This window comes from Myxococcus vastator (assembly GCF_010894475.1).
In the GTDB taxonomy this organism is placed as follows: Bacteria; Myxococcota; Myxococcia; order Myxococcales; family Myxococcaceae; genus Myxococcus; species Myxococcus vastator.
Map to the genome: position 1 here is coordinate 1 of NZ_JAAIYB010000538.1, position 5179 is coordinate 5179.

Consider the following 5179-nt stretch of genomic DNA (forward strand, 5'->3'; position numbering starts at 1 on the left):
GTGGGCGTGTGGTGCGGCCCGGGCGCGACGGTCCGCTACACGGATGGCGGCGTCACCTTCCAGGTCGGTCCAGGGGGACGGGGCGGCTCCGGCCCCGGGCTCGAGGGAAGCGCGGGCGAGCAACTGCCGGAGGTCGACTGCGTCAGCCCCAACCCGTAGCGTCCGCTGTCCGACGTTGGGGGGCCTGCCCGGAGGGCGCTTGCGTGCTGCGCCTGACCGCCGGACAGGCACTCTGGGCCAGAGCACATCGCCCCACCCGGGTCCTCCTGCTACGCTGCTTCCCGGTTTGAGATGGCTTCCGAGTTGATCTGCGATACCTGCGGCCTGGCCGTACCCGCCGACACCACCGTGTGCCCACGCGATGGGACGGTGGTGCTGTCGTCGTTCGACGTGCCCCCCCGCATGGAGGAGCCGAACGTGGTGGTGCAGGCCCCGGAGCCTCCCCCGCCCGCGGCCGTGCAGCGGGATCCGCTCATCGGCTTGAAGCTGGGCGAGTACGAGCTGCGCTCGCGCATCGGCGTGGGCGGCATGGGGCTGGTGTACGAAGGCATCCAGCCGCTCATCGGCAAGCGCGTGGCGGTGAAGGTGCTGCGTCCGGAGCTGGCCCACTCCACCGAGCAGGTGGAGCGGCTGCTGGCGGAGGCCCGCGCCGTCAACGCCATCCGTCACCGGGGCATCATCGACATCTTCGGCTTCGGCCAGGTGCCGGACGGCCGACAGTACATCGTCATGGAGTACCTGGAGGGCCAGGCGCTCGACGCGGTGCTGACGGAGAAGAACCGGCTGCCGGTGCAGGAGGCGCTGGCGCTGCTCGACGAGGTGCTGGCCGCGCTGGCCGCCGCGCACGGCGCGGGCGTGGTGCACCGCGACCTCAAGCCGAGCAACATCTTCCTGGTGCAGCAGCCGGACGGCTCGCGCTACGTGAAGGTGCTGGACTTCGGGCTCGCCAAGCGAGGCCAGGGCCCCACCGGCCGCACCGCGCAGACGCGCACGGACATGGTGGTGGGCACGCCGGAGTACATGGCGCCGGAGCAGGCGCGCGGCCAGGAAGTGGGGCCGATGACGGACCTCTACGCCCTGGGTGTCGTCACCTTCGAAATCGTCACCGGTCGCCTGCCCTTCGTGGGCAGCTCGCCGGTGGACCTGCTGATGAAACACGTGGAGGCGCGGCCGCCTCGCCCGTCGGAGTTCGTCTCCGATTTGCCGCCCGCGCTGGACGCCTTCATCTTGCAGATGCTCACCAAGGACCCGGAGACGCGCCCCAACTCCGCGGACGCGCTGCGGCAGCAGCTCCACAAGCTGCGCCGCACCCTGCGGGCCTCCACGCGCTCCAACCCCAGCGCGCTCGCGCCCGGCTTCGAGAAGTCCGCCGCGGCGGCGGAAGCGGACTCGCGCCGTCCCACCACGCCGGTGCCGGTGCCTCCGGAGCTGAACACCGAGCTGACCTCGCAGGAGCTGCGCGCCGCGGGCGTCCGGAGCCCGCTGCGCAAGCACCTGCCCCTGGTGGGCGCCGTGAGCTTCGCCGTGCTGCTGCTCGCGGGCGCCGCCGCCGTCGTCATCCGCGCCGCGAAGGCCCCCGCGCTCGTGCCGCCGTCCCTCACGCCGCAGCAGGGCGTGGCGCCGGAGCACGCAGTGGCGCCCGAGCAGGCCGCGGCACCGAAGCACGCCGCGGCGCCCGAGCGGGCCGCGGCGCCGAAGCAGGCCGCCGCGCCCGAGCAGGAAGTGCCGCTTCAGCCCTTGGTCGTCGCCGCCGTCGCGCCGGCCCCGCCTGATGGCGCGGAGCGTCCGCCGCCGGCCCCGCGCGCCGAGGTCACCCGCGTCGCGCCGCCCCGGCCCCTGAAGGCCTCCGCCCCCACGCTGGAGGACATCCTCCAGAGCATCGACCGGCTGGAGCGCCGGGTGGACCGGCTGGAGACGAGCGGGAAGCTGGACGCGCCCAAGGCCAACGCCGCGCGCAACCTGCTGGCGAAGTACCGCCACGACGCGCGGGCCGACACCAGCGTCCACGCCCGCATCGACCTGCTCAAGAAGGTGACGGGCGTGGCGGGGATGATTCGCTGACGCCGCTCAGAGCGCGCAGGACATCGGCTCGTTCATGGCGGCGATGGCGCGGTCCTTGCTCACCAGCCGCCAGGCCGCGAGGTCCTCCAGCAACTGGTTGCGGTACTTCCGCAGCTCCGTGGGGTTCTTGCACGTCTTGATGCCGGAGTAGTCGGAGTACGGCGGCAGGGCCAGCTGCAGCTCGGCGAGCTCCTCCAGCTTCAACTCGCTCAGCTCACGGTCGAAGAGCGCCAGGGCCGCGTCCTCCACGCCGACGATGCCGCGCTCGAAGTAGATGATGGACAAGTCGTACGCGATGAGCTGGTCCTTCTGCATGAAGGTGTGGATGCGGTGCGCGGCCACTGAACGCTCTCGCGTGCCCTCGATGCCCAGCGCGGCGGCGATGCGCATGGCCAGGATGCGCTCACACGAGCCGTCTCCCGGCGGCGACGTGCCCACGGTGGCGCCCAGGAACAGCCGCCAGGCCCACGCGGGCCCGTCCTCGCGCGGCGTCTGGAAGTACCGGGGGCACTCCATGTGGCGGATGTAGAGGGCCACCAGGTCCTTGGGCAGCTTGGAGAAGTCCGGCCGCACGAAGGTGATGGGGCGCGGGTTGCGCTGGGACTGCCCCGCCCGAAGGCTCATCCGCTCGCCTTCGATGCTGTGCTTGAGCTGCTTCTCCACGTCGAATTCGCTCTCCAGCGGCGGCAGCTTGCTCGCCGTGTAGAGGTACGTCAGCGGAATCACCACGCCGGCCAGGCCCAGCATGAACAAGACGATCCAGAGCAGACTCTTCACCCCCTCAGGCTACCAGGGGCGGCACGCGCCGGGCGCGTAGGTTAAAACCCCGACATGCCCGACTGGCACCCGGCCACCGTCACTGACAGTGCACCCGCCGCAGATGGCCTCACCGACCTGGTGCTGGACGTCCAGGGCACGCCCCTGGCGGGCACCCATGAGCGGCCGGGCCAATATGTCCACCTGCGCCTGCCTGGCGTGGGACAGGGGCTCTTCGCCATCGCCTCCCCGCCCGGCCGCCCGGGGACGCAGTGGGAGTTCCTCCTCAAGGTGGGCAGCCCGCTGCCCGACGCCCTCATCCACCTGCCTCGGGGCGCCCACGTCGACGTGTCGAGGCCGGAGGGGCGGGGCTTCCCGCTGGAGCGCGCCCGGGGACAGGATGTGCTCCTGTTCGCCACCGGCTCCGGCATCTCCGCCATCCGCTCCGTCATCACCAGCATCCAGCAGGAACGCCGGGCCTACGGCCAGGTGACGCTCTACTTCGGCGCGCGCACACCGGGCGCCTTCGCCTACGCGGACGAGCTCCACGAGTGGGAGGCCGGCGGGATGCGCGTGGTGCGCACCGTCAGCCAGCCCGGCGCCAGCGGCTGGCAGGGCCTCACGGGCTACGTGCAGGCCCACCTGGGTGAAGGGCCCGTGCAGGCCGCGGTGGCCTTCCTCTGCGGACAGAAGGAGATGGTGCGGGGCGTGATGACGACGCTCCAGGCCCGCGGCATGCCCGCGGGCGACATCCACCTCAATTACTGAGCGGCGGACGCGCCGGCAGGGCCTGGCCCCTGCACCGTGGGCGACTCATAGCCCACGTCCAGCAGCACCGCCGCCGGGTCACTGTCCCCGTCGCGGCTGGCCACCTGGGGCGTCCACGCGGCCACGCCCAGCCAGCGTCCGTCCGGGCTGAAGCGCACGCGCCGCACGGACCAGTCGAAGCGGTGCTCGCCGCGCGCGCCCGCGTCCCCTTCGGTGAACAGGTACACGCGCTTGTCCCAGCCGCCGCTGGCCAGCGAGCGCCCATCCGGGGAGATGGCCGCCGTGGACACCACGCCCCGGTGCACCGGCCACTTCGCCAGCACCTGGCCCGACTTCGCGTCCACCAGCGCGCCCGCGTTGAAGGGGCCTTGCGGCTCCTCCACGCCCTGGCGCTCGCGCTCGTACACGGCGCGGTCCCGCTCCGGCTTCTGCTCCGACAGCCCCACGCCCAGCCGCTGGCCGCGCGCGTCCACCGTGACGTCGCTCACATAGGCCGGGAAGGGAAACTCCGAGCGCCGCGCGAGCACCAGCGCGTCCACCGTCACAGCGCCCTCGGGCGGGCCGCCCTTCAGCGTGAGCACGGCCTCCTGCGTGACTTCGTCGAAGGCCACCTCCACCCGCTCGGAGAAGGGCGCGCCCAGCACGCCCTGGGTGCCCTGCGGCACGCACGCGTCGCAGATGGCGACGTCCACGCCCTCCACCCGCATGGACTTGAAGCGCAGGGACTGCGCGGGCGCCAGCCGCGCGGCGATGGTGCCCAGCGGCCCCGGCACGTTGACCGTCTCCTTCAGGAAGGGCACGTCGATGCCCGCCGCGGCGGCCGCCTCGCTGGTGAGCACCAGCGCGGGCGCGCGCGCATCCAGCGCGAAGGACAGCGGCGCCTTGTCATTCACCGTGCCCCCCAGCACCACGGAGCCGGCGCGCCGCTCGAAGCGCATGCGCGCCTGTCCCGGCCGAAGCCCCTCCACGGAGGTGCGCCAGGCCCGCACGCGCTTGTCCCAGCCGCCCGAATACAGCGTCCCATCCGGCGCGAAGGCCAGCGCCGTCACCGGCCCCACGTGTCCGCGCTCCTCGGAGGCGTACTCCAGCGCGGGCGCCGACAGCACCGTCATCAACCCCTGGTAGCTGCCCACCACCAGCCACTGCCCTTCCGGGTGGAAGGCCACCACGGACAGCGGCTCCTCGGTGCGGCGCTCCGCCACGAGCGCGCCGGTGGCCGCGTCGAAGAGGCGCACCACGCGGTCCTTGCCCGCGGTGGCCACGCGCGTGCCATCCGGGGAGAAGGCCACGCCCTCCACGTCGAACTCGTAGGGGTTGATGGCCGGGTCCGCCAGCATCGTCGGCTCGGCGGAGCCCAGCTCCCAGACGGAGAGGAAGTAGGACTTGCTGCCCAGGCGCGAGTACGCCACCCGGGCGCCGCGGGGCGCGAAGGCCAGGCCCCAGATGAAGTCCTTGTTGTTGAGGACGGCCTTGCGCCCCAGGCCCACGGCGCCGCCGGACACCCAGGTGCCCGGCTCCGACTCCAGCCGGGCGCTCAGCTCCGGGGACAGCCGAGCAGGCGCGTGCGCGCAGCCACCCCCCACCGCCACCACCC

4 protein-coding genes are annotated in these 5179 nt (G+C 72.9%); 2 read left to right on the forward strand and 2 right to left on the reverse strand.

The features are described from left to right. Positions 1-291: 291 nt before the first annotated feature. Complete coding sequence (locus tag G4D87_RS33270) at positions 292-2061, forward strand: serine/threonine-protein kinase (protein WP_205507811.1); 1770 nt, start codon at positions 292-294, stop codon at positions 2059-2061. 6 nt (positions 2062-2067) lie between these two features. Here G4D87_RS33270 and G4D87_RS33275 read toward each other — a convergent pair whose 3' ends face one another. Next, positions 2068-2808 (reverse strand): transglycosylase domain-containing protein, encoded by a 741-nt coding sequence (locus G4D87_RS33275; protein WP_176412904.1) that lies wholly within the window; start codon positions 2806-2808, stop codon positions 2068-2070. Positions 2809-2892: 84 nt separating this feature from the next. Between G4D87_RS33275 and G4D87_RS33280 the strand changes: the two genes are divergently transcribed. After that, positions 2893-3585 carry a ferredoxin reductase domain-containing protein gene (locus G4D87_RS33280; RefSeq protein WP_163786710.1) on the forward strand — a complete coding sequence of 231 codons (693 nt, stop codon included), beginning with the start codon at positions 2893-2895 and terminating at the stop codon, positions 3583-3585. On the opposite strand, the gene G4D87_RS33285 is transcribed toward G4D87_RS33280, so the two are convergent. Next, positions 3579-5177, reverse strand: coding sequence for a WD40 repeat domain-containing protein (locus G4D87_RS33285; protein ID WP_163786711.1), 1599 nt, complete (start codon positions 5175-5177; stop codon positions 3579-3581). The genes G4D87_RS33280 and G4D87_RS33285 overlap by 7 nt on opposite strands. Positions 5178-5179: the final 2 nt, after the last annotated feature.